At 73.7% G+C, this 22,190-nt stretch carries 17 protein-coding genes and 1 pseudogene; 9 read left to right on the forward strand and 9 right to left on the reverse strand.

Features of this window, described 5'->3' with window-relative positions:
• The first annotated feature begins 331 nt into the window (after positions 1 to 331).
• A complete protein-coding gene (gene fusA / locus AB0L65_RS50865) occupies positions 332 to 2,374 on the forward strand; it encodes an elongation factor G (RefSeq protein ID WP_364262306.1) in 2,043 nt (680 codons plus the stop codon).
• 36 nt (positions 2,375 to 2,410) lie between these two features.
• Positions 2,411 to 3,817, forward strand: coding sequence for an FGGY family carbohydrate kinase (locus tag AB0L65_RS50870; RefSeq protein ID WP_364262309.1), 1,407 nt, complete (start codon positions 2,411 to 2,413; stop codon positions 3,815 to 3,817).
• A 75-nt stretch (positions 3,818 to 3,892) separates the two neighbouring features.
• Here the strand turns inward: AB0L65_RS50870 and AB0L65_RS50875 are convergent, their stop codons facing one another.
• From AB0L65_RS50875 to AB0L65_RS50895, 5 genes are read right to left on the reverse strand one after another with little or no spacing between them, the layout of a single operon-like run.
• Complete coding sequence (locus AB0L65_RS50875; RefSeq protein WP_364262312.1) at positions 3,893 to 4,912, reverse strand: zinc-binding dehydrogenase; 1,020 nt, start codon at positions 4,910 to 4,912, stop codon at positions 3,893 to 3,895.
• Positions 4,912 to 5,271 carry a hypothetical protein gene (locus AB0L65_RS50880; RefSeq protein WP_364262315.1) on the reverse strand — a complete coding sequence of 120 codons (360 nt, stop codon included), beginning with the start codon at positions 5,269 to 5,271 and terminating at the stop codon, positions 4,912 to 4,914. Before AB0L65_RS50880 ends, AB0L65_RS50875 begins: the two co-directional genes overlap by 1 nt.
• Complete coding sequence (locus AB0L65_RS50885) at positions 5,268 to 6,131, reverse strand: extradiol ring-cleavage dioxygenase (RefSeq protein ID WP_364262318.1); 864 nt, start codon at positions 6,129 to 6,131, stop codon at positions 5,268 to 5,270. The genes AB0L65_RS50880 and AB0L65_RS50885 overlap by 4 nt, the downstream gene beginning before the upstream one ends.
• Positions 6,124 to 7,011: a citryl-CoA lyase gene (locus AB0L65_RS50890; protein WP_364262321.1), complete on the reverse strand. Its 888-nt coding sequence runs from the start codon at positions 7,009 to 7,011 to the stop codon at positions 6,124 to 6,126. The genes AB0L65_RS50885 and AB0L65_RS50890 overlap by 8 nt, the downstream gene beginning before the upstream one ends.
• Positions 7,008 to 8,186 (reverse strand): CoA transferase, encoded by a 1,179-nt coding sequence (locus AB0L65_RS50895; protein WP_364262324.1) that lies wholly within the window; start codon positions 8,184 to 8,186, stop codon positions 7,008 to 7,010. Before AB0L65_RS50895 ends, AB0L65_RS50890 begins: the two co-directional genes overlap by 4 nt.
• Before the next feature lie 161 nt (positions 8,187 to 8,347).
• On the opposite strand from AB0L65_RS50895, the gene AB0L65_RS50900 reads away from it, so the two are divergent.
• From AB0L65_RS50900 to AB0L65_RS50915, 4 genes are all read left to right on the forward strand, one after another.
• Positions 8,348 to 9,790, forward strand: a complete 1,443-nt coding sequence (locus AB0L65_RS50900) for an amidohydrolase family protein (RefSeq protein WP_364262327.1) — start codon at positions 8,348 to 8,350, stop codon at positions 9,788 to 9,790.
• 82 nt (positions 9,791 to 9,872) lie between these two features.
• Entirely contained in the window at positions 9,873 to 10,673 is an 801-nt protein-coding gene (locus tag AB0L65_RS50905) for an IclR family transcriptional regulator C-terminal domain-containing protein (protein WP_350727347.1), read from the forward strand.
• A 108-nt stretch (positions 10,674 to 10,781) separates the two neighbouring features.
• On the forward strand, positions 10,782 to 12,794 hold the full coding sequence (locus tag AB0L65_RS50910) for a M14 family zinc carboxypeptidase (RefSeq protein WP_364262330.1): 2,013 nt from the start codon (positions 10,782 to 10,784) through the stop codon (positions 12,792 to 12,794).
• A gap of 23 nt (positions 12,795 to 12,817) precedes the next feature.
• Complete coding sequence (locus tag AB0L65_RS50915; RefSeq protein WP_364262332.1) at positions 12,818 to 15,391, forward strand: M14 family zinc carboxypeptidase; 2,574 nt, start codon at positions 12,818 to 12,820, stop codon at positions 15,389 to 15,391.
• On the opposite strand, the gene AB0L65_RS50920 is transcribed toward AB0L65_RS50915, so the two are convergent.
• Genes AB0L65_RS50920 through AB0L65_RS50930 form a run of 3 tightly spaced genes read right to left on the reverse strand, consistent with a single transcriptional unit; the run spans position 15,381 to position 19,887 of the window.
• The gene (locus AB0L65_RS50920) at positions 15,381 to 18,191 is read right to left on the reverse strand and encodes an FAD-binding and (Fe-S)-binding domain-containing protein (protein WP_364262335.1); all 2,811 of its coding nucleotides are present in this window, start codon (positions 18,189 to 18,191) and stop codon (positions 15,381 to 15,383) included. The genes AB0L65_RS50915 and AB0L65_RS50920 overlap by 11 nt on opposite strands.
• Positions 18,192 to 18,227: 36 nt before the next feature.
• The gene (locus AB0L65_RS50925; protein ID WP_364262338.1) at positions 18,228 to 19,076 is read right to left on the reverse strand and encodes a fumarylacetoacetate hydrolase family protein; all 849 of its coding nucleotides are present in this window, start codon (positions 19,074 to 19,076) and stop codon (positions 18,228 to 18,230) included.
• A gap of 40 nt (positions 19,077 to 19,116) precedes the next feature.
• The gene (locus AB0L65_RS50930; RefSeq protein WP_364262341.1) at positions 19,117 to 19,887 is read right to left on the reverse strand and encodes an IclR family transcriptional regulator; all 771 of its coding nucleotides are present in this window, start codon (positions 19,885 to 19,887) and stop codon (positions 19,117 to 19,119) included.
• A gap of 206 nt (positions 19,888 to 20,093) precedes the next feature.
• Here AB0L65_RS50930 and AB0L65_RS50935 point away from each other — a divergent pair, with 206 nt between their 5' ends.
• From AB0L65_RS50935 to AB0L65_RS50945, 3 genes are read left to right on the forward strand one after another with little or no spacing between them, the layout of a single operon-like run.
• Positions 20,094 to 20,582, forward strand: a complete 489-nt coding sequence (locus AB0L65_RS50935) for a hypothetical protein (RefSeq protein WP_364262344.1) — start codon at positions 20,094 to 20,096, stop codon at positions 20,580 to 20,582.
• A gap of 6 nt (positions 20,583 to 20,588) precedes the next feature.
• The gene (locus tag AB0L65_RS50940) at positions 20,589 to 20,831 is read left to right on the forward strand and encodes a hypothetical protein (protein WP_364262346.1); all 243 of its coding nucleotides are present in this window, start codon (positions 20,589 to 20,591) and stop codon (positions 20,829 to 20,831) included.
• Positions 20,832 to 20,866: 35 nt separating this feature from the next.
• On the forward strand, positions 20,867 to 21,580 hold the full coding sequence (locus AB0L65_RS50945) for a phosphatase PAP2 family protein (protein ID WP_364262348.1): 714 nt from the start codon (positions 20,867 to 20,869) through the stop codon (positions 21,578 to 21,580).
• A 161-nt stretch (positions 21,581 to 21,741) separates the two neighbouring features.
• Here the strand turns inward: AB0L65_RS50945 and AB0L65_RS50950 are convergent.
• Positions 21,742 to 22,173 (reverse strand): annotated as a pseudogene (locus AB0L65_RS50950) (MBL fold metallo-hydrolase); the annotation flags it as partial.
• Positions 22,174 to 22,190: the final 17 nt, after the last annotated feature.

Below are 22,190 nucleotides of genomic sequence, written 5' to 3' on the forward strand. Positions count from 1 at the left end.
TGCGGAAATGACGGCTGAGCCGCACATCGGGGTCAGCGAGGCGACCGCGTGGTGAACCTCGCACGCACGCGATAAATCGCTTTCTCCGCCCGCCCCCGGTTCACTACACTCGCCACTGATCATCGACGAGGGAGAGGAGTACGGCCGTGCGCGACAGCACCGCTGCCGTCATTCCCCCGTCGCGCTACGAGGTGATCCTGGTGTCTCCGTCGTCCCGGTGCCGGCTGCGCGGCCGCCACTGGACGACGCCCTGACGACACCCGCCTCCTGGCCTTTCGTCAGGGGAATCGCGCTGTCCCGCTGAAGAATCCTGCCGAAAGGGTCTTGGGCCGTGCGTCCCCGAATACCTGACAACTCCCTTGCCATCGTCCGCAACCTCGGCATCCTCGCCCACGTCGATGCCGGCAAGACCACCGTCACCGAGCGCATGCTGTTCCTGGGCGGTGCCACGTACAAGCGCGGTGAGGTGCACGACGGCACGACCGTCACCGACTTCGACCCCCTGGAGCGCGACCGCGGCATCACGATCTTCGCCGCCGCGGTGAGCTTCGCCTGGGACGGGCACCGCGTCAACCTGATCGACACCCCCGGCCACGTCGACTTCTCCGACGAGGTGGAGCGCTCGCTGCGGGTGCTGGACGGGGCGATCGCGGTGTTCGACGCCGTCGCGGGCGTCGAGCCGCAGAGCGAGTCCGTGTGGCGGCTGGCCGACCGGTACGGCGTGCCGCGCATCGCGTTCGTCAACAAGCTCGACCGGGCCGGCGCCGACCTGGACACGGCCGTCGAGTCGATCCGCCGCCGGCTGCACAAGGCCCCGCTGGTGGTCCAGCTGCCGATCGGGCAGGAGGGCCGGTTCACCGGGGTCGTCGACCTGGTGCGGATGCGTTCGCTGGTGTGGGCGGGCGAGGGCTGCTCCGCCGGGCCGGTGCCGGAGGACCTGCTGGCGGAGGCGCGGCGGCGGCGCCGGCTGCTCGAGGAGTCGGTGGCCGAGCTGCACGCCGGCGCGCTGGAGGAGTTCTGCGTGCGGCCGTCGATCTCCGACGGGACGCTGGCCGGCGCGCTGCGCGACCTCACGCGCAGCGGCGCGGGCCTGGTGGTGCTCTGCGGGTCGGCCTACCGCGACCGCGGGATCGAGCCGCTGCTCGACGCCGTGGTGGCGTACCTGCCGTCGCCGCTGGACGTGCCGCCGGTGCGCGGCGAGGGCGGCGCGGAACGGGCCGCCGACCCGGAGGCGCCGCTGGCGGCGCTGGCGTTCAAGGTGAACGCCACCGCCACCGGGCGGCTGACCTACGTGCGGATCTACTCGGGAACGATGCGGAAGGGGGACACGGTACTGGTGACTGGGCTGGACACCGGCGCGGCGCGCACCGAGCGCGTCAGCCGCATCCTGCGCGTGCAGGCCGACCGGCACACCGAGGTGGACCTGGCGACGGCCGGGGACATCGTGGCGGTCGTCGGCCTCAAGTCGGCCCGCCTCGGGACCACCCTGTGCGCGCCCGGCGCGCCGCTGGTGCTCGAACCGCCGAGCACGGCCGAGCCGGTGGTGTCGGTGGCGGTCGAGGCCCGTAGGAGCACCGACGCCGACCGGCTGGCCTCCGGGCTGGCGCGGATGGCCGAGGAGGATCCGTCGCTGGCGGTCCGTACGGACGCCGAGACCGGGCAGACGCTGCTGTCCGGGATGGGCGAGCTGCACCTGGAGGTCGCGGTGGACAAGCTCCGGCGCGAGCACGTCCTGGACGTCGCCGTGGGCCGCCCGCAGGTGGCCCACCGGGAGACGGTCGTGCGCGGCGTGTCCGGGCTGCTGTACCGGCACGTCAAGCAGGACGGCGGCGCCGGGCAGTTCGCCCACGTCGTGCTGGACGTGGAGCCGCTGGACGGCGCCTTGGACGGAGGCGGTTTCGCGTTCGCCTCGATCGTCGTCGGCGGCCGGGTGCCGCGCGAGTACGTGCGCGCAGTGGAGGCCGGGTGCCGGGACGCCCTGGCCGACGGCCCGCTCGGCGGCCACCCGGTGACCGGCCTGCGGGTCACGCTGACCGACGGGGCCACCCATCCGAAGGACTCCTCGGACCTGGCGTTCCGCACGGCCGGGCGGCTCGCGCTGCGCGAGGCGCTGCGGGCCAGCGCCATGGAGCTGCTGGAGCCGGTGGTGGAGGTCACGGTCACCGTGCCCGACGACGCTGCCGGCGCCGTGCTCGGCGACCTGGCCGCCAGGCGCGGCCGGATCTCGGGCTCGACGGCACGGGCCGGGACGGTGGTGATCACCGCCGTGGTGCCGCTGGCCGAGGTGTTCGGGTACGCGACCCGGCTGCGCAGCCGTACGCAGGGCCGTGGCACGTTCACCACCAGGCCCGCCGGTTACGCCCCCGCCCGGTAGGCGTGGCGGCGTGATCGGATCGGCCATAGTGTGACCATGAGGGTGCTGGCCGGGGTCGACGTGGGGACCACGCATGTCAAGGTGGGCTTCTTCGACGAGCGGGGCGGCTGCGTCGCAGCCGTGCGGCAGCCGACCCCGCGCGAGCTGCCCGCCCTCGTCGCCGCGGTGACGGGGGCGCTCGGCGAGTGCGCCGCACGGGCCGGGCGCGGGCCGGAGGCGATCGGGGTCGCGGGCATGGCCGAGACCGGCGTGCCCCTCGACCGCGCGGGGCGGCCGCTCACCCCGCTGCTGTGGTGGAACGACCCCCGGGCCGCGCGGGAGGCCGCCGAGCTGGCCCGGGACGCCGTGCGGTTGTACGCGCTGACCGGCCGCCGCGCCGACCCCAAGTCGCCGCTGGCCAAGTGGCTGTGGCTGCGGGCCCACTCGCCCGAGGTGCTGGAGTCGATGCGGTGGTGGGCGCACGTACCGGACGCCGTGGCGTACGCGCTCACGGGGCGCCTGCGGACCCACGGGACGCTGGCCGCCCGCACCCTGGCCTACGACCTGGAGGCCGGAGACTACGACCCGGAGCTGCTCGCGCGGGCCGGGCTGCGCGGCGGGCAGCTGCCGGCTCCGGCCGGGTCCGTGGAGCCGGTCGGGCCGCTGACCGCGCAGGTGAGCGCGGTGGCGGCCGGGGTCCCCGTGGTGATCGCGGGCCACGACCACGCGGTGGGGTCGTGGGCGGCGGGGGTGCGGCGGCCCGGCGACGTGGCCGACTCCCTCGGCACTGCGGAGGCGGTGATGGTGATATCGGACTCCCGCCCGGACGCGCGTACGGGACTGGCCCTCGGCATCACGACCGACCCGTCGCTGGACGGGACCCGCAAGGTGGTCGTCGGCGGCCTGCCCACCAGCGGCGCCATGCTCGACTGGCTGCTCCCCCTCACGGGGAACGGCGAGGCCGGGTACGCGGCGCTGCCCGGGCTGCTGGGCGGGGTGCGGTTACCGACGGGGATCGTGGTGGAGCCGTACCTGCGGGGCCGCGTCGCGCCCGCGCCCGACCCCGCCCGGCGCGTGACGGTGTCGGGGCTCGGAACCGAGCACACCCCGGGCGACCTGCTGGCGGCTGCCGTCGAGGGCACCTGCCTGCACGCCCGCTGGATGCTCGACGAGCTCTCCGCCGTCACCGGCACCGCTCCCGAGCGCCTCGTGGTCCTCGGCGGGCAGGTCAGGATCCCGCTGTGGATGCGGGTCAAGGCCGCGGTCTCGCCTGCCCCGGTCGAGGTGGTGCGTTCCAATGACGCGGTCTGCGCGGGCGCGGCGCTCGTCGCCGGGCAGGCGGGCGGGTCGCTCGACGACGTGCCCGTGCTCCCCCGCGATCGCCTGCCGCCCGAACCCGAGCTCGCCGCCGCCTACGTCCCCCTCTACGAGCGCTTCCTGGCCTCGGCCCGCACACCCCGATGACGGACCCCGCCGCACACCTCGATGACGGACCGGTGCCTCACGTGGCCCCGCATACCCCGATGACGGCCCGGCGCCTCAGGTGACGCGCAGGACGATCCGGCCGCCCGCCGCACCGGCCGCCTGGCGCCGCCAGGCCGCTCCCGCCTCCTCCAGCGGCACCACCTCGTGCGCCACCGACAGCCGCCCCCGCGCCGCGTGTTCCGCGATCAGCGTGATGGCCTGGGCGCGTTGCTCCCGGGTCAGCTCGTTGTTGGTGTAGCCGAGCACCCGCAACGACCGGCCGCGCAGGGTGGAGGAGTCGAGCGGGCACGTCTCGGAGGCCGAGCCGCCGAGGTTGACGAGCCGGCCGCCCGGCCGGAGGGTGCGGGCCGCCGCGGCGGCCGGGGCGCCGAAGAGCGGGTCGAGCACCAGGTCCACCGGCCCGTCGCAGGCGGCCGAGAGACGGGCGGCGAGGCCGGCCACGTCCTGCGTGCCGAGCTCCACCACCGCGTCCGCACCCGCCCGCTTCGCCCGTTCCCGGCCTTCGGGAGAGCGGGCGGCCGCGACGACCCGGCGCGCTCCGGCGAGCCGGGCGAGCTGAACGGCCGCCTGGCCCACCACGCCCCCGGCGCCCAGCACCACCACCTGCTCCCCCGCCGCGAGCTCGCCGCGCCAGGTCAGCGCCATGTGGGCGGCCACGGCCGACAGCCCGAGCGCGGCGACGGCGTACGGGTCGGCGCCGGCGGGCAGCTCCACCAGGTCCTCCGAACGCACCACCGCCAGCCCGGCCATGCTCCCGTCGCCGGGCGCCATCCCCGCCGTGGTCGGGAACCACACGGCCGTCTCCCCGACGGTCCCGACGCCCTGGACGCCGGGCACGTAGGGGACGGCGGGCGTGCCGAAGTAGGAGGCGCCGCCCGCGCACAGCAGGTCCAACGGCGTGACCGGGGCGGCGCGCACGCGCACCAGGCTCTCCCCCGGCCCGGCCACCGGCGCGGGGACGTCGCCGACCACGGGCGGCCGGCCGCACGTCTCCACCCGGGCCGCCCGCATCCGGCCGTGCTCGCCGGTCCCGGTGCCGGTGCCGGTGTCAGTGCCGGTGTCGGTGCCGGTCATCAGGTCGCGATGTCCGGGTACGGGAGCTGGAAACCCTCCAGCCGCCGCGCGTACTCCGTCTGGAAGCCCAGCGGCGGGTGGTCGCGCTCGAACATCGCGATGAACAGGGTCAGCGTGAGGAACGGGTGCGCCCCCAGCTCGAACAGCGTCGGGTAGTCGTGCGCCGCCAGCGCCTCGCGCTCGGCGTCGTCGAGGCGCAACCAGGTGGACGACTCGCCGGTGTGGCAGCCGAGGATGCGGTTGGCGTACTCGGACTCCCACCACTCGACGGTGGCGCGCGGCTCCTCGCGGTAACGCTCGACCAGCTCGGGGTCGCGGTCGACGGTGAAGAGGAACTTGTTCAGCAGATACTTGCTCACAAAGCACCTCCGCTCGGATACCAGGTGAAGTACGCCTCCATGGTGTGGAACAGGTCGTACGTGTCCACGTAGTCGGCCTTGCGGCCCTCCCCCGCCACCCCCATCATCAGCATGAAGTCCATGAACCCGTGAGTGGCGTTCCCCGGCAGGTGGAGGCTGTCCAGGGTGACCTCCGACAGGCAGCCCTCGATGTCGCCGGTGGAGATCCACTCGACGGCCTTGCGGTCGAACTCCGGGTCGGGCCCGTGCGGCCCGAACTGGCGCGGCCCGCCGAGCTCCAGCGACAGGTGCCCGGTGCCGATGACCGCCACCCGCCGGTCCGCCGGCCAGGACTCCACGAGCTGCCTGATCGTCCGCCCGAGCTGCACGAACCGCTGGGGACGCGGCAGCGGCGGGGCGAAGATGTTGGTGTAGACGGGCACGATCGGCAGGTCGGCCTCGGGGCGCAGGGTGATGATCGGGCACGTGATCGAGTGGTCGATGCGCAGCTCGTTGCTGAAGGCGAGGTCGAAGCCGGCGTCCAGGCCCTCGCGCAGGATGTACGCCGACAGGTCCTCCTGGCCCGTCAGCACCATTCGCGGCAACCCGAACTCGCGTTCCTCGTTGTAGAAGTTCGCGTCGTAGAAGGGGGCCTTGCCGACCAGGAACTGCGGCATGTTGTCCAGCCACAGCTGGTGGAAGTGGTCGGAGCCGACCATCACCAGCACGTCGGGCCGCGCCCTCGTGAGGGTCTCCCTGAACGCCTCCACCTTGCGCACCCACTCGTCGGCGAACGGCGGGCGGTCCTCGCCGGTGGAGGTGCTGGCGCGGTAGTAGAAGGGGTGGTGGGTGGATGCGATGACCGCGACGAGTTCAGCCATGCGTACCTCCGTTGGCGGCATACGGCTCGGGCGGGACGGGACGGTTGTTGAGGTCCACCGAGAGGAAGATGTCGTTGGCCACGGGACGGCGCAGCTCCTCGGCGAGCTGCCCGATCAGCCCGGCCGTCCTGGCCAGCAGCGCGAAGCCGCGCAGCAGCTCCAGCGGCAGCCCCAGGTCGGCCAGCGCCGCGCCGCACGCGCCCGCCCCGTTGAGCGGCAGCGTCCGGCCCAGGATCTGGGGGTGGACGCGGCCGACGGCGGCGAAGAGCGACAGGTGCGGCCCGAACAGGCCCTCCTCGGCCGCGATCTCGAACAGCCGGGCCGTGCGCGGGTCGCCGTCCTTGTGCACGTGGTGACCGAGGCCGGGGACGCGCCCGCCCGCCTCGCGCCGGGCCCGTACGGTCTCCAGCGCCAGGGCGTCCCAGCCGGCGTCGTCGGCCGGGAGGGGGGCCTGGTCCCGCAGCACGTCGTTGAGGAAGCGGCCGCAGTCCTCGGTGACGCCGAGGAAGCGGGAGCCGCCGCCGAGCAGCCCGGCCGCCAGCGCTCCCTGGACGGAGTCGGGCGCCGACAGGTACGTCAGCCGCGTCACGATCGCGGTGGGCGTGAACCCGTGGTCGGCCAGCGCGGCCAGCACGGCCTCGAACACGCGCACCTCGCCGCGGGCCGGGCGGCGCTGCGTGGCCAGCCAGAACGCCAGCTCCCCGAAACCCACCTCGCCCATGACGTCGGCGGCCAGGTCATGGCCGAGCAGGGTGATCGTCTTCAGCGAGGACGCCCCGAGCGCGGTCGGATACTCCTTCGGCTCCCCGCCACGACCGCCGACCCCGAGGACCGCCTCCTCCGCGTTCCCGCCGGTGCCGACCCCGCCGCCGCCGCTCACGACCGCGCCTCTTCGGAGGATCCCGAGGTCGGCTCGGTGCGGGTGAGCCACTTGCGCAGCTCCGTGCCGTGCTCGTCGAGCTCCGGCGGCGGCAGCCGGTAGCCCGCGGGCGTCTCAGAGAACCGGATCGGATGCCGCGTCGTCGGCACGGCCCGCTCCCCCTCCCCCACCACGACCACCGGTTCGAGCCCGAACCGCTCGGCCATCGCGAACCCGCCGTCGATCGTGTTGATCGGCCCGCTCGGCACCCCCGCCTCCACCAGCAGGTCGAACCACTCCTCCGCCCGCCGGGTCACGAGCCGCTCCACGAGGATCGGCCTCAGCTCCTCCCGCCGCGCGGTCCGGTCGGCGTTGCGGGCGAAGCGCGGGTCGTCGGCCACCTCGGGGATGCCCAGCACCTCGCACAGCCTGCGGAACTGCCCGTCGTTGGCGGCCGCGACGATCAGCTCGTGGTCCGCCGTCGGCAGCGGCTCGTACGGGAACACGCTCGGATGCGCGTTGCCCATCCGGTACGGCACCACGTCCCCGGCCACGTACGCCGAGCTCTGGTTGACCAGCCCCGTCAGCGCCGACGACAGCAGGTTGACCTCGACGTGCTGCCCCTGCCCGGTGGCCTCCCGGTGCCGCAGCGCGGCGAGGATGCCGATGACGGCGTGGTTGCCCGCCATCACGTCGAACACCGAGATCCCGGCCCGGTACGGCGGCCCGCCGGGATCGCCGGTCAGGCTCATCAGCCCCGACATGGCCTGCACCATCAGGTCGTACCCCGGCACCCGCGCGCCCGCCCCGGCGCCGAACCCGCTGATGGAGGCGTACACGACGCCGGGGTTCAGGGCCCGCACGGCCGGGAAGTCCAGCCCGTACTTGGCGAGCCCGCCCGGCCGGAAGTTCTCCACCAGCACGTCCGCGCGCCGGGCCAGCTCCCTGGCCGCCTCAGCGTCGCCCGGGTCGCGCAGGTCGAGGGCGATCGACCGCTTCCCCCGGTTGACCCCGAGGTAGTACGTGGACACCTCGCCCCGCGCGGGCGGCGTCCACGACCGGGTGTCGTCCCCGCCGGGCGACTCGACCTTGACGACGTCGGCCCCCAGGTCGGCCAGGAGCATCGTGGCGTACGGCCCCGCCAGGACCCTGGAGAAGTCGGCCACCAGCAGGCCGGACAGCGGCCCCTCAGGCACGATGGAACTCCCCTTCCCGCGTCCGTCCAACGGACAGATGTCCGCTGGGCCCGATCTCATCACCGACGCGAGCCCGCGTCAACCGTCTTGACACGTACGCGAGCGCTCATCACAGTGGCTGTGACCGTATAGCGGACAATCGTTCGCAAGGAGCGTGTGCCATGAACGAGTTCGAGGCCGGACGGCCCGTGGTGCTGCGCGGCGGCACCGTGCTGCCCATGTCACCCAGTGGGAGCAGGCGGGTTCTGCCCCGTACGGACGTCCTCGTGATCGGGGACAGGATCGCCACCGTCGGCCCCGAACTGGAGGCGCCCGGGGACGCGGTCGTGATCGACGCGTCCGGCGGCCTGGTCATGCCGGGCATGATCGACACCCACCGGCACATGTGGCAGACGGCGCTGCGCGGCTACGGCGCCGACTGGACGCTCACCCAGTACTTCGTCTGGTTCTACCTGGAGCACGGCAAGCTGTTCCGGCCCGAGGACATCCACGCCGGCAACACCCTGGCCGCGATCGAGGCGCTGGACGCCGGCGTCACCACCGTCGTGGACTGGTCGCACGGCCTGCGGACCGTCGACCACGCCGACGCCGCCGCCGACGCGCTGGAGTCCGTGCCCGGCCGGTACGTGCTCGCCTACGGCAACATCCAGCAGCCGCCCGCCGAGTGGACGGCCGCGCCCGAGTTCCGCGACTTCGTGCGCCGCCGCGTCTCCGGCGGCGACATGCTCGGCTTCCAGATCGCCTTCGACGTGCTCGGCGACCCCTCCTTCCCGGAGAGGCCCGCGTTCGAGGTCGCCCGCGAGCTCGGCGCCGCCGTCACCACGCACGCCGGTGTGTGGGGCGCCACCAGCGACGACGGCATCCGCCTGATGCACGAGCACGGCTTCATGACGCCGGAGACGATCTACGTCCACGCCGCCTCGCTGTCGGCCGACTCCTACCACCGCATCGCGGCCACCGGCGGCTCGATCTCGGTCTCCACGGAGAGCGAGCAGAGCGCCGGCCAGGGCTACCCGCCCACCTGGGCGGTCCGCGCCCACGGCATCCCGGTGTCGCTGTCCATGGACACCAGCGTGTGGTGGAGCGGCGACCTGTTCTCGGCCATGCGCACCACGCTCGGCGCCGACCGCTCGCGCGAGCACCTGGAGGCGCACGCCAAGGGCGAGACGGTCACGCACTGCGGCCTGCGCGCCGACCAGGTCGTGGAGTGGGCGACCCGGGGCGGCGCCCGGGCGCTGGGCCGCGACGACCTGGGCGTCATCGAGCCCGGCAGGAAGGCCGACCTCGTGCTCGTCAAGAACGAGCACTCGCCGGTGTCGTTCCCGATCCTCAACCCGTTCGGGCACGTCGCGTTCCAGGCCCAGCGCGGCGACGTGCACACCGTGATCGTCAACGGGCGCGTGGTCAAGCACGAGCACCGCCTGCTCGGCGTCGACCTCGCCGGGGCCCGCGCGCGGGTCGAGCGCACGGTCGAGCACCTGCGCTCGACGATGGGCGACGAGGTCTGGGAGAAGGGCATGAACCCGGACATCCCCTCGGCGAAGGTCCTCGACAACCCGTACACGTACACCGACTATCGCAGCGACGCCACCCACCGCCTCTGATCGGCCCCAGTATCGGCCGCTGTGCGGACGGGCGACCGTCTAGAGTCGGATCGAACGGATTCCGAGCGAGGCGAGGGCGTAGATGGCACGTGGTGACACCGGACCTGACTTCATCGAGGCGCTGGCCCGCGGCCTCGATGTCATCAGGGCATTCCAGCCGGGGCGCCCGGTCATGTCCCTGACGGAGGTGGCGACGGCCGCCGGCCTGGCCCGGCCGACGGCCCGCCGCATCCTGCTCACCCTCCAGGAGCTGGGGTACGCCAGGTCGGAGCAGGGCGGGTTCGCGCTCACGCCGCGGGTGCTGGAGCTGGGCGTCACCTACGTCCGCTCGATGGGGCTTTGGGAGGTGGCCAGGCCGCACCTGGAGCGGCTCGTCACCCAGACCAACGAGTCGTCCTCGATCGCGCAGCTCGACGGCTCCGACATCGTCTACGTCGCCCGGGTCGCGGTGCCGAAGATCGTGTCGCTCCAGGTGCAGATCGGCACCCGTTTCCCCGCGCTCCAGACGTCCCTGGGCAAGGTGCTGCTGGCCGCGCTGCCGCCGGCCGAGGTGGAGCGGGTGCTGGCCGAGCCGGGCCGCTCGGGCATCGAGCCGCGCTGGCGTCCGGACGCCAAGGAGCGCGAGGCGGCGCTGCGCGCGGTCCGCGCCAAGGGATGGGCCGCCACGGACGAGCAGCTCGCGCTGGGGATCCGGTCGGTGGCGGCGCCGCTCAGGGACGGGCTCGGCAACGTCATCGCGGCCGTCAACGTCAACGCCCACGCCGCCGAGACGTCCATGGAGAAGCTGACCGAGGAATACCTGCCGCTGCTGCTGACGACGGCCGGCGCGATCAGCGCCGACTGGGCGCTCTACCAGGCGGTCCCGCACGTGACGGCCTCCTGAAACCCGGCCTGGGTCTTGCCGGTTTGGGCAACTCCGCCTTGAATGTGCCCCATACGGGTGATCCAGGAGGGGCCGATGCGTGGTTTACGGGCGTCCGCAGTCGTTCTGTTGATCGTTCTCACGACGTTCGTGGCCGCGGAGCCATCCGTCCCGGCGGTCGCCGGGCCGGGTGACCCGGAGCCGGCCTCGCTGGTCACGCTCTCCGTGCCCGACCGCGCCGCGATGGAGCGGCTGGTGGCCTCGGGAGCCGACCTCACCGAGCGGGTCCGCCCGCAGGCGGACGGCAGCGTCCAGGTGGACGCGGTGGCCACGCCCAGCCAGCTCGCCGCCTACGCCGCGCTCGGCGCGACCCTGGCGCCGGGCACGCCGCCCCAGGCGAAGGCCAAGGCCACCGCCGCCCAGGACCAGCTCGTCATCGAGCGGGCCGTGTGGATGAAGTCCCGCGACGGCTACTTCCTGTCGGTGGAGGCGTCCAGCAGCGCGGGCGAGGCGGCCACGCTCACCGTGGCGTGGAAGGGCAAGGGCGGCTCGACCGGGCAGGCGCCGATGGTCCCGTACGTGGACGCGGGCGCGTACCTGGGCCACCAGTTCAGCACCCCGGTGCCCGCCGACGGCCGGCCGCAGTGGGTCACCGTGACCTCCGCCGTCGGCGGCACGGCCGAGGCCAGGGTCAAGGAGTGGCCCGACGGCGAGCAGCCGGACCGCGCCGGTCCCGGTTACCAGAAGGACTTCGTCACCCAGTACATGCCGCCCGCGCAGCTCAACGAGCGGATCAAGGCGCTGCACCAGCGCTACCCCAAGCTCACCGAGCTGATCACGCTGCCGTACCCGACCAACGGCTACCGGCGGCACGCCCAGGCGCTGATCGGCACGCCGCCCGCCGCCGCCGTCGTGATCACCTCGGACGCGTACGGCTCCGAGGGCGGCAACGACCTGGCCGCCGAGCTGGTGAACCCCGGCGCGCCCGGCCGCCCGCTGCAGGTCACCGTGAACGGCAAGCTCATCACGGTCAGCCTGGCCACCGACGCCTCGGGCGCCCCCGCCAGCACCGCCGCCCAGGTCACCGCCGCGATCAACGCCACCGCGCCGAACTCCACTGGCGGCACCGGCGTCAAGGCCACGACCTACCGCGCCAACGCGGGCGACGGCGTCATGGCGCCCGCGCCGCTCACCCAGCTCAGCGACTTCCTCAACGCGCCCGCGAGCGTCTCCCGCGCGCCCGCCCGGGTGCTGGCCCTGCGGATCGGCGCGCACCGCGACGGCAGCCGCACCGGCGTGCTGGCCTACGCCCAGGAGCACGCCCGCGAGTGGGTGGCGCCGCTCGTCGTGGTCGAGGCGGCCGAGCGGCTGCTGCGCAACTACACCCGCGACAAGGCCACCCGCAGGCTGCTGGAGCGCACCGACGTCTTCATCGTGCCGACCGTCAACCCGGACGGCGCCAACTACAGCTTCTACGACTTCAACGGCCAGCGGAAGAACATGACGAACCACTGCCCAGCGCAGCAGTCCGACCCGGCGCTGCGCAACACCTGGGGCGTGGACGTCAACCGCAACTACGCCGTCGGCTCGCTGTCCGACGGGTACTTCGGCGCCTCGGCCAACTGTCAGAGCGGCACGTACGCGGGCCCCGCCGAGCACTCCGAGCCCGAGAGCCGCAACGTCATGTGGCTGGCCGAGAAGCACCGCAACATCAGGTTCGCGATGAACGTGCACAGCTACGGCGGCTACTTCATGTGGCCGCCCGGCGCGTACCGGCTCGACGGCCGCGTCACCCTGCCCAGGCCCACGGCGCAGCAGGAGGCATACTTCCTGCGCTCGGCCCGCACGATCGAGCAGGCCATCGCCGCCGAGCGCGGCACCGTCATCTGGCCCCAGCAGACCGGGCCCGTGACGGACGTGCTCTACTCCGCGGCCGGCAACTCCGCCGACGAGCTCTGGTACGACCACGGCGTCTACGGCTGGGACTTCGAGGTGGGCGCCGACCTGTGGGACCCCGGCACGCGGACGTGGCAGGCCGTGGGCTTCCAGCCGCCGTTCGCGGAGGGGCACGCGGAGGCGCTGGAGTTCGTGTCCGGGCTGATCTCCCTGGTGGGGGTCGCCGCCGACTACCGGGAACCCTGATCCGCACCCTCTGGAGGACTCCCTTGCGCCTGCCCCCTGCCCTGCTCCCGGCTCTGCTCACCGGGCTCCTCGTGATCCCGCTCGTCCCGCACGCGGTGTCGGCCGACCCGGTCGCGCCGCCGGCCCCGGCCGTGCGCGACTTCGGCAACGGCCCGGAGCGGAACGAGGTCGCCGCCGACGTGCCCGAGCGGGCCGAGGCGCGCGCGGCCGCCCAGTCCGAGCAGCCCGGCACCCTGTCGCACGACCGGGGCTACCCCCGCCGGACCCGGCTGCCGCTGCCCCCCGAGAACCCGGCCGACGCCTCGATCAAGCTGGGCCTGGTGCCCCACCACGGCATCGCGCCCCGGCTGAACGACCTGCAGCAGCGCGGCGACCGGGTCAGCGCGCAGGTCATCGGCCGCTCGTACGGGGGCCGCGACCTCTACCTGGTGACCGTCACCGCCCCGGAGAGCGCCGCCGAGACGCGCGAGCAGGAGCGCATCCGCGACCGCATCGAGAACGACCCGGCCGCCGCCGCCCGCGACCGGAAGCTGGTCAAGAGGTACAAGGCGCCGGTCTTCGTCAACGCCAACATCCACGGCAACGAGTGGGAGGGCACCGACGCCGCCCTGCGCGTCATCGAGGAGCTCGCCACCAGCAAGGATCCCAAGGTCGCCGACCTGCTGGCGCGCACCCGCCTGTACTTCAACATCACCGCCAACCCCGACGGCCGCGTCTCCGGCGTGCGCCAGAACGGCGCCGGCTTCGACCTGAACCGCGACTTCGTCACCGCCTCCCAGCCCGAGGTGCGGGCGATGCGCCAGATCATGATCGACGCCCAGCCGGTCACCATGATCGACCTGCACGGCTACGTCAACGGCACGCTCATCGAGCCGACCACGCCGCCGCACGGCGCCAACTACGAGTACGACCTGTTCATCCAGAACACCTACGCCAACGGCCTCGGCATGGAGGCCGCCGTGAACGGGCTGGGCTACACCGTCGAGAAGGACGGCGTGTACCCGGCGCAGATCCCGTTCCGCGACTCCGCGGAGGGCTGGGACGACTGGCCGCCGATCTTCACCCCGCAGTACGCGCCCTTCCACGGCGCGGTGGCCGCGCACACCGTCGAGATCCCGCTGCGGGTCAACGGCTCCGACTACACCCAGCTGCCGGTCGAGGAGCTGCGCCGCCGCTCCGCGATCAACACCGACGTGGCCGCCGCCGCCATCCGGTCCACCTACGCCTTCGTGCGCGACCGGCACGACCGGCTGATCGCCGACCAGATCGAGGTGTTCCGGCGCGGCGCGGCCGGGGAGCGGTCGAAGACGGTGCCGCTCGGCATCGTGCCCGGGTTCGGGCCGGAGGACGTCTACACCACCACCTTCCCGCGGGCGTACGTCATCACCGGCCGGCGCTCGGAGGCGGCCGCCGCGCGCCTGGTGGACCACCTGATCGCGAACGACGTGCGGGTCGAGCGGGCCAGGCACGCGTTCCGGGCGGACGGCAGGACGTATCCGGCCGGGTCGTACGTGGTGGACATGCGCCAGCCGAAGCGCGGCCTGGCCAACGTCATGCTGGAGGCGGGCGCGGACATCTCGCCCAGGGTGGACGCCATGTACGACATCTCCGGCTGGAGCCACGGCCTGCTCTGGGGCGCCGGCGTGGACGGCGTCACGTCCCTGCGCGTGCAGGCCGACCCGGTGAAGGCCGCCGCGCCGACCGGGTCCGTGCCGCGCACGCCCGGGGCGCTCGCGCTCAAGGTGACCGACGCCAAGGACGTCCTCGCGCTGAACGACCTCCTGGCCCAGGGCACGGCGATGACCTGGGCGGACGGCGCGGCCATCGTGCCCGCCTCGGCGCGAGAGGCCGCCCGCGCGGTCTCCGAGCGCTACGGCGTCGCCTTCACCCCGGCGTCCGGCACGGCGTCCGGCGCGCCGCTCTCGCAGGTCAGGATCGCCGCCGCCGCCTCGGCCGACGAGCTCTTCACGCTGCGCGAGCTGGGCTTCGCCGTCACCCCCGTCTCCACGGCGGCCCTCAACGCGGGCTACGACTGGAGCGGGACCGACGTGCTGTTCGTCTCCAGCGGGCTGAGCTACACCGCGCTCAACCCGGCGGCCAGGGCGGCGCTCGACGCGTTCCTGACCACCGGCGGCGTGATCACCCGGGGCGGCACCGGAGCGGCTTTCAACGCCGCCGCCGGGCTGCTCACCGCGACCGCCGTCGCGGGCCGCGGCGACGCCAACGGCGTCGTCCGCGTGCTCTCCACGGGCGGCCCAGTGGGTGGGCAGGTGAGCGGCGGATCGCCGGACCACTCGTTCGTGTACTCGCCGCGCTGGTTCACCGGCCTCGGGCCGGAGGTCACGGTCGAGCAGTCGTACGCGGCCGAGGGCCCGCTGGTCTCCGGCCACTGGCGGCCCGACGCCGACGGCACCGGCGGCCAGGACGCCGCCAGGGGCCAGGCGGCCGTGGTGAGCGGCAGGGACGAGCGGGGCGCGGCCGTGGTGCTGTTCGGCACGGAGCCGATGTTCCGCAACCACCCCAAGGGGCTGTTCCCGCAGGTGGCCAAGGCCCTGTACTGGGCCTCCTCGGTCACCGGCGCGGCCGTCAAGGGGTAGTGACCCGGTCCAGGAGCTCCAGGAGGTGGTGGTACGGCTTGCCGGTGGCGCGGCTCAGGCCGAGCTCGCACGTGCGGTTGACCGAGGCGTGGGCGGCGAAGTCCTCCCGCGCCACGGCGGCGGCCTCCGCCCGGGTGGCGGAGGCGGTCAGCTCGGGGTGGAGCAGGCCGCGGTCACCGGCGAAGGCGCAGCACTGCCAGCCGTCCGGCACGACGACCCGTTCGGCGACGGTCTCGGCGACGCGGGTGATGGCGGCGTCGAGGCCGAGCCGGGTCGAGGAGCAGGTCGGGTGCAGGGCCAGCGAGGGCAGCCGGCGGGCGGCGGGCAGGCGCGGCAGGAGGTGCTCGGCGGTGAAGGCGACCGCGTCGAGCACCCGGATGGCCGGCGAGGCCGCGGCGGTGAGGCGCTCGAAGCCCTCGGTGCAGGAGGCGGCGTCGCTGACGACCGGGATCCGGCCGCCGTCGGTGGCCGCCGCCAGCGCGTCCCGGACCCGGTGGCGCATCACCTCGTAGCCGTCCGCGAGGCCCTTGGACGACCACGGCGTGCCGCAGCACAGGCTGCCGATCCCGTCGGGCACGAGCAGCCGCACGCCCGCCCGCTCGGCCAGGCTGAGCAGGGCGGCCATCGCGCCGGGGCCGCCCTCGGCGGGGGCGAACAGGGTGTTCAGGCAGGACGGGACGAAGACGGCGTCGGCGTCCTCGGCCGGGACCGGGCGGCGGGGTGTCCCGCCCCGGGGCAGGTCGCGACTCCACTGCGGGACGGCGTCCTGGCCCGCCACGGCGCGGGCGGCCTTGCTCGCGCCCTCGGCGAGCGGGGCCGGCGCCGCGGCGGCGGCGTCGAGGGCCAGGTTCATGGCCCGGGTGACGCCGTTCCAGTGCTTGGCGGCGGACTTCCAGCCCGCGCGGGCGGCGCGGCCGTGGCGCTCTTCGCGCAGGCGTTTGGTCAGGTCGCCGGTGTTGATGAGGACGGGGCAGGCGGTGGCGCACATGCCGTCCACGGCGCAGGTGTCCACGGCGTCGTAGCCGTACTCCTCCTCCAGCCGTTTCGCCAGCGCGTGGTCGCCCGCCTCCTGGGCGGCGGCCAGCTCCCGCCGGAGCACGATGCGCTGGCGCGGCGTGGTGGTCAGGTCGCGGCTGGGGCAGACGGGCTCGCAGTAACCGCACTCCACGCACCGGTCGACCTCGGGCTCGACGGTGACGACGTTCTTGAGGTCGCGCAGGTGGGCGTGCGGGTCGTCGGTGAGGACGACGCCGGGATTGAGCGTGGCCGCGGGGTCGCACAGGCGCTTGACCTCGCGCATCACCTCGAACAGCTCGTCGCCGTACTGGCGGCGGACGAAGGGGGCCATGACGCGGCCGGTGCCGTGCTCGGCCTTGAGCGTGCCGCCCCGGTCGAGCACGGCGGCGACCATGTCCTCGGTGAAGTCGGCGTAGCGCTCCAGGTCGGTGTCGAAGCGCTCGTTGAGCATGAAGTGCAGGTTGCCGTCCTTGGCGTGGCCGAAGATCACGCTGCGCTCATAGCGGTGCTTGGCGAACAGGCCGGCCAGGTCGTCGCACAGGTCGGCCAGGACGGGCACCGGGACCGCGACGTCCTCCAGGAGCGCGGTGGTGCCGCTGGGCCGGGCGCCGGCGACGGAGGCGTACAGGCCCTTGCGGATGTGCCACAGAGCGGCCCGGCCGCCCGCGTCCCTGCTCAGCCGCGCCGGGGCGGCCAGGTCGAGCGTGGCGAACAGCCGCTCGGCCGTGCGCTCGTGCTCGGCGAGCGCTTCGGGGTCCGACTCCTGCCACTCGACCAGGAGCGCGGCGTGGTCCCGTACGGTCAGCGTGCGCAGGACGTCGTCGGCCCTGGGGTCCCGCTGGGCCACCCGCAGGGACTCGGCGTCCAGCAGCTCGACGGCGGCGGGTCCGGCGGTGACGAGCTGTGGCATCGCCGCCATCGCCCGGCGCAGCGTGGGGAAGACGAGCAGGCCGGTCGCGGCCAGGCGGTGCGCCGGGACCGTGCGCAGGACCGCCTGCGCGACGAAGCCCAGGGTCCCCTCGCTGCCGATCGCGAGGTGGGCGAGGATCTGCGCGGGCGTGTCGTGGTCGAGGAAGCTGTTGAGCCCGTACCCCATGGTGTTCTTCAGGGAGAACTGGGCGGTGACGCGCCGCACCGACTCGGGGTTGCCGCGGACCCGGTCGCGCAGCCGTTCCAGGCCCTGCGCCAGCTCGGGCTCCAGCGCGCGCAGCCGCGCGTCGGCGTCGGGGGCGGCGGTGTCGACGACGGTGCCGCTGGGCAGCACGAGGACCAGCGACTCCAGCGTCCGGTACGTGTTGGCGTGGGTGCCGCAGGTCATGCCGCTGGAGTTGTTGGCGACGACGCCGCCGATCGTGCAGGCCGACTCGCTGGCCGGGTCCGGGCCGAGCTTGCGGCCGTGGGCGGCCAGCCGGGCGTTGACCTGGCGCAGCACGGCGCCCGGCTGCACGCGGACCCGGACGCCGCCGTCGAGCACCTCGATGCCGCGGAAGTGCCGACGGGTGTCGACCAGCAGGTGCTCGCTCACGCCCTGCCCGCTCAGGCTGGTGCCGCCGGAGCGGAACGTCAGCGGCAGCCCGGTCCGCATGAGCGCCGCCACCTGCTCGGCGCTCTCCGGCACCAGGACCGCCTGCGGGGTGAGCAGGTAGTGGGAGGCGTCATGGGCCATGCCGAGCCGGTCGGTGGCCCGCGTACGGGTGATCCCGGGCACGGCGGCCTCGACCGCCGCCAGGACGGCGGGGTCCGGGGCGGTCAGCCGCCGCTTCTCGGAATGGGTGACGCTCATATCTGTCCTTACCGCTCTGTCCTTACCGCTCTGTCCTTAGCGCGGGCCCAGGACCTGCTGGCGCTGGCTGCCGAGCCGGTCGATGCCGAGTTCGATCACGTCGCCGGGCTGGAGCCAGACGGGCGGGTTGTGGCCCATGCCGACGCCGGGCGGGGTGCCGGTGTTGATCAGGTCACCGGGCTCCAGCACCATGAACTGGCTCAGGTAGTGCACGATGACGTACGGGTCGAAGATCATCGTCTTGGTGGTGCCGGTCTGCCGGCGCACGCCGTTGACGTCGAGCCACATGCCCAGGTTCCTGACGTCGGGGATCTCGTCCGGGGTGACCAGCCACGGGCCGGCGGGGTTGAAGGTCTCGGCGGACTTGCCCTTGGACCACTGGCCGCCGCGCTCCATCTGGAAGGCGCGCTCGCTGACGTCGTTGACCACGCAGTACCCGGCGATGGCGCCCGCGGCCTCCTCGACCGAGTCCAGGTAGGAGGTGCGCCTGCCGATCACGATGCCGAGCTCGACCTCCCAGTCGGGCTTGGTCGAGCCGCGCGGGATGCGCACCTCGTCGTACGGACCGATCAGGGTGTTGGGCGACTTGGTGAACAGGATCGGCTCATCCGGCACCGCCTGGCCGGTCTCGGCGGCGTGGTCGCTGTAGTTCAGCCCGATGCACAGAATCTGGTGCGGCCGGGCGATCGGCGCGCCGACCCGCTCACCCGCGAACGCCCGCACCTCACCCCGGGCCACCCGGTCAGCCAGCAACGCGATGCCGCCCGCGGCGAAGAAACGCTCGTCGAAATCGGGCGTGATGTCCGAGACGTCGATGTAGTGGGACTCGTCCACGCGGACGACGGGCTTCTCGGCGCCGGGCGCGCCGATGCGCATCAGGTACAACGCTTTCTCCGTGTTCGGGTCGAGAGGGTACGGGCGAGGTTCATGAGGTCTCCCGCCCGGCGACGATGCCGCGGATGGCGGCCAGGTCGTCGACGAGCGACTCCAGCGGCGTCCGGTAGGCCAGCCCGCTGACGCTGACGGCGCCGCTGGGCACGGTGGGCGAGGTCAGGTAGGCCAGGACCGCCACGCAGTTGACGCCCGGCTCGTTCTCCTGGTCGTCGACGGCGTAGCCCTGCTCGCGGATGCGCACGAGCTCGGCGTGCAGCCGCTCCACCGTGCCGATCGAGCGCCCGGTCGGCAGCTCCAGCCGCCGCTCCCCCACCCATTCGCGCACCGCGTCCTCGGTGCGCAGGGCGTCGGCGAGCAGCGCCTTGCCGACGGCGGTGCAGTGTGCCGGGTTCCGGCCCCCGACGACGGAGGTCAGCCGGACGGCCCCGTCGGACGGGTCGAGCTTGGAGCGGTAGACGACCGAGGTCCCCTCCAGCACGGCGTAGTGCACGGTCTCGCCGTAGCGGTCGCACAGGGCCCGCAGGATCGGCGTGACCCGCACGTGGTCCGGCCGGGCCTCGTGGTGGGCGAAGGCCATCCGCAGGAACTCGTCGCCGAGCACGTACCGCCCGTGGCCGTGCTGCGCGGCGAATCCGGCGCGGCGCAGCGACGCCAGGGCACGGTGGACCGTCGGCTTGGGGCTGGCCACCGCTCGGGCCATCTCCTCCAAGCCGATACCGTCGGGGTGGCGAGCCAGCTCGGCAAGGACCGCGAGCACGCGGTCGGATCCGACGAGCTTGGACTCGGCAGCCATCTCGGACATGTTCCGAACGTTAGACTATCGTTCCGAAAAGTGAAAGTTGGCCCCCCTCTCTGGGCCCTTCACCTCAGCCGGTTTGAGCATCGCCACGACGAGGCGCCGCACCCGAATCGCATTGCCCACCAGGCGCCACCCCCAGGACTCCCGACCTTCAGGACGGCTGAAGCTTGCGCTAGGCTTCAGTCACCCTGAAGGTTGGAGGTTGAGGAATGCTGGAGCATGTCCTGCTGTCGGTGCACGTCCTGGCCGGCATCGTGTTCGTGGGAGGCTCGGCCGTGGCGACGAGCCTGTTCCCCCGCTACGTGCCGGTCGCGAGCGGCGGGCAGGGCGACGGGCAGGGCGACGGGCAGGGCGAGCCGCCGCCGGGTCCGGGCGAGCGCAACCGGAGTGTCGCGGTCGCGCTGCACCGCATCACCGGGGGCTACGCCGCCTTCGGGCTCATCGTCCCCTTGGCCGGGATCATCCTGGCGAGCGTGCAGGGCCGGATGGGCGAGATCTGGATCACCGTCTCCATGATCCTCACGGCCGTCGCGGGGGCCCTGCTGGCCACGCAGATCTACCCGCGCCAGCGCGCCGCGCTCAGCGAGCCCGGCGACGAACGGCCGCTGCGCGTGATGTCCATGCTGGCCGGCTTCTACAACCTGGCCTGGGCGGTCGTCGTGGTCCTGATGATCGTACGGCCCGGCGCGGGGGACTGACCCGCCATGCGCCTGCTCCGCATCGCGGCCGCCGTCGAGGCCGCCTCCCTCGTGCTCCTGCTCGGCAACCTGTTGACCGTGCACGCCAAGGTGATCACGACGTTCTGCGGCCCGCTGCACGGCACCGCCTACCTCGCCGTGATCGCGGCCACCTGGACGGTCCAGCCGGCCGCCCGCCTGCTCGCGTTCGTCCCGGGGATCGGCGGGCTGCTCGTCCTGCGGACCGCGCGCGCCCGCGCCGGGGGCTGAACTCGGCCTTATCCGGCCCTCTTTATCGTTCCACCATGAGGTCGAACAGAGCGGGGTTCCCGGTGCCGGTCTCCGTGGCGCTCCTCGTTCTCGGCACGGTGATGGGCTTCGCCGCCCGTACGCCCGCGTGGACCGCCGTGGACGCCGCCGTGAGCGACGGGGTGCAGTCGCTCCGGAGCCCGTGGCCGACCGCGGTGGCGCAGGTCCTGAACGTGGGGTTCGGCACGGTCATGGGCCCGCTCCTCGCCGCCGCCCTCGTCGTGGGGGTGGCCGTCGCGGGCCGGCCGCGGGCCGCCGGGCGCGTGCTGGTGGTGATCGCCGCCGGGTGGGGCGTCAGCTGGGTGCTCAAGACCGTCGTCGCCCGTTCCCGGCCCCCGGTCTCCGACTCCCTGGTGTACGGCCTCGGCTCCGGCAGCTTCCCCAGCGGTCACGTGTGCCTGACCCTGTCGATCGTGATCGCCGTCGCGACCCTGGTCAGGCGCACCCGCTTCCACCGGCCGGTGCTGGCGGCGGGCTTCGTGCTCGTGGGCGTCCAGATGCTGGCGCGGGTCTACCTGGGAGCGCATTACGCCACCGACACGCTGGGATCGATCGTCGTGGCCCCCGCCGCGATCCACCTGGCGTTGAACGCGCGCCGGCTGGGGCTGTCCGACCCGCCGTGGAGACGCCGGCCGGCCCGCCCCGCGGCGGCGGAGCAGGGCGGTGGCGACGCCGGCTCCCCGGCGTCGGACACGTGCTCCAGCCGGTAGCCGGCGCCCAGATGCGCCGCGACGTCGAAAACCCGCACCGGACGGATCAGGCACTCGTGTCGAGTTCCCACCGCTTGCCCGTCGGCAGGTCCACCACCCGCAGTTCCGGGCCCGCCAGGGCCACAGCGTCGGAGGCGCTCCCCCGCTTCCCCTCCGAAGAAGACGACCCGGCCGCCCGCCGTGGTGAAGACGTAGGCGTTGTTGGGCCATACGAGGGTCCGCCCGGACGGCACGACCGTCATGGACAGGCCGGGCGCGAGGTCGAGTGTCCGCCCCCACGTCAGGCGCTCCGCCCGCCGGAATCCGAGAGCTCGGGCCCGGCGGGCCATGCCGCGCGTGGGCACGTACAGCGGTGTGGTGTCCTTGGCCGGGAAGTGGCGCAGCGCGCGCAGGTCCCAGTGGTTGGTGGCCAGGTTGGTGACCACGACGGCGGTGAGCGGGGGAAGGTCGCGAACGCGCAGGCCCAGCGGTTCGCCGCGGCGCAGCCACCACCGTTCGGTGAACCAGGGGTCGGTGAGGACGGCGTGGCCGTCGAGTTCGAGCAGGACGCAGGAGTTGACCACCCGCGTCATCGCAACGGTCGGCTTGATCATGCCGCAACCGTGCCGGT

Origin of the sequence: Nonomuraea sp. NPDC052116, from assembly GCF_040680035.1 — a bacterium.
GTDB classification, from domain to species: Bacteria; Actinomycetota; Actinomycetes; order Streptosporangiales; family Streptosporangiaceae; genus Nonomuraea; species Nonomuraea angiospora_A.

Bases quoted from the DNA above. Each gene is read 5' to 3' on its own strand.
- AB0L65_RS50905 (WP_350727347.1), top strand. From the start codon at position 9,873: ATGGCACGTGGTGACACCGGACCTGACTTCATCGAGGCGCTGGCCCGC.
- AB0L65_RS50900 (WP_364262327.1), top strand. From the start codon at position 8,348: ATGAACGAGTTCGAGGCCGGACGGCCCGTGGTGCTGCGCGGCGGCACC.
- AB0L65_RS50930 (WP_364262341.1), bottom strand. From the start codon at position 19,887: ATGTCCGAGATGGCTGCCGAGTCCAAGCTCGTCGGATCCGACCGCGTG.
- AB0L65_RS50935 (WP_364262344.1), top strand. From the start codon at position 20,094: ATGCTGGAGCATGTCCTGCTGTCGGTGCACGTCCTGGCCGGCATCGTG.
- AB0L65_RS50945 (WP_364262348.1), top strand. From the start codon at position 20,867: ATGAGGTCGAACAGAGCGGGGTTCCCGGTGCCGGTCTCCGTGGCGCTC.
- AB0L65_RS50940 (WP_364262346.1), top strand. From the start codon at position 20,589: ATGCGCCTGCTCCGCATCGCGGCCGCCGTCGAGGCCGCCTCCCTCGTG.
- AB0L65_RS50875 (WP_364262312.1), bottom strand. From the start codon at position 4,912: ATGACCGGCACCGACACCGGCACTGACACCGGCACCGGCACCGGGACC.
- AB0L65_RS50920 (WP_364262335.1), bottom strand. From the start codon at position 18,191: ATGAGCGTCACCCATTCCGAGAAGCGGCGGCTGACCGCCCCGGACCCC.
- AB0L65_RS50870 (WP_364262309.1), top strand. From the start codon at position 2,411: ATGAGGGTGCTGGCCGGGGTCGACGTGGGGACCACGCATGTCAAGGTG.
- AB0L65_RS50885 (WP_364262318.1), bottom strand. From the start codon at position 6,131: ATGGCTGAACTCGTCGCGGTCATCGCATCCACCCACCACCCCTTCTAC.